Source organism: uncultured Kiloniella sp. (assembly GCF_937128705.1).
In the GTDB taxonomy this organism is placed as follows: Bacteria; Pseudomonadota; Alphaproteobacteria; order Kiloniellales; family Kiloniellaceae; genus Kiloniella.
The window spans coordinates 1-1,239 of record NZ_CAKZMP010000133.1 but is presented as its reverse complement, the minus strand read 5'-3'; the positions used below and the strand labels follow the sequence as shown (position 1 = coordinate 1,239).

The following is a 1,239-nucleotide window of genomic DNA, read 5'->3' as shown; positions in this document are numbered from 1 at the left end:
CCTTCGCTCGAATTTGACTGAGTTTTGGAAGTCCCGGCCAGTCTTCATGCTTTAGCATAACCAATTGCTCAAAATCATCGACCATACGATGGAAGCAATCGACAGATATATTCACCCCAGTTACCAACGGAAAATCCTGATAACAAAGGGGCACGTCTGCCCCTAAAGCATCACAAACACTTTCATAATAGTTATAAAGCGATGTCTCTGTTTTCTGAGCAGCAAACGGTGCAACCATCACCCCCGCAGATCCAAGGTCCATTGCACTGTGAGATAAGGCCGCAAGGTTCCCCATACCAGGATTACTAACCCCAACAATAACAGGAACCCGACCATTTACACGGCGCAACACCTGTTTCATTACGGCCGTAGATTCTTCAGGGTTAAGCTTTTGTGCCTCACCCATCATACCCAAAATGGTAATACCACTCACACCTTTTTCTATGTAGAATTCAACCAACCGATCAATACTGCCAAAATCAATATTGCCGTTATCCTGAAAAGGCGTAGCAGCAATAATGAAGACACCTTTGGTTGTCCCTGTAATTTTATGGCCTGTCATCTCTAAATCCTACAATATCTTGGCATTAAAATTTAAGTGACTATCCACTTCAGGCACCAGCTTCCCAGATGGCTTTGCAGCACTAGAACGTGTTCGTTTAAGGTACACGCCCGTTCCCCGGTCAACTTTCAGATCCTTATCTTCAACCACAATCCGGCCGCGACTGATTACCGTCTCGGGCCATCCCGTAATATCCGTACCTTCATAAGGAGTGTAATCCATGTTGTCGTGCAGCATATCTATTGAAATCCGGACCTCTTTTTCCGGGTCCCAAACCGCCAGATCAGCATCACACCCAACTTCTATTGTTCCTTTACGGGGATACAAACCATAAATCTTTGCCGGATTTGTCGCCGTTACTTCAACAAAACGATGGATATCCATTCGGTTGCCTAAAACACCTGCGGAAAAAAGCATCGGCATTCTGATTTCCAGCCCCGGCACACCATTTGCGATCTGCTTAAAGTTTGGGTTTGGTCCGGCAGCCAATTTACCTGTTTCATCAAATCGGTATGGGGCGTGATCAGAGGAAAACACTTGGAAAGAACCATCAATAAGCCCTTCCCAGATTGCTTCTTGCGCTTTTTCATCCCGTGGAGGTGGGCTGCAACAAAATTTGGCACCGATCATCCCTTCTTTATCTAAATCTTTGGCCGTCAGAAATAGATATTGAGGAC

The 1,239-nt window shown here is 45.6% G+C and carries 2 protein-coding genes; both read right to left on the bottom strand.

Going from position 1 to position 1,239, the window contains the following annotated elements:
- Nucleotides 1–562 (bottom strand): dihydrodipicolinate synthase family protein (locus Q0241_RS07435; protein ID WP_299375444.1); only part of this gene is annotated, 562 nt, incomplete at its 3' end.
- A 9-nt stretch (nt 563–571) separates the two neighbouring features.
- On the bottom strand, nt 572–1,239 hold a 668-nt coding region (locus tag Q0241_RS07430), incomplete at its 5' end, for an amidohydrolase family protein (protein WP_299375441.1).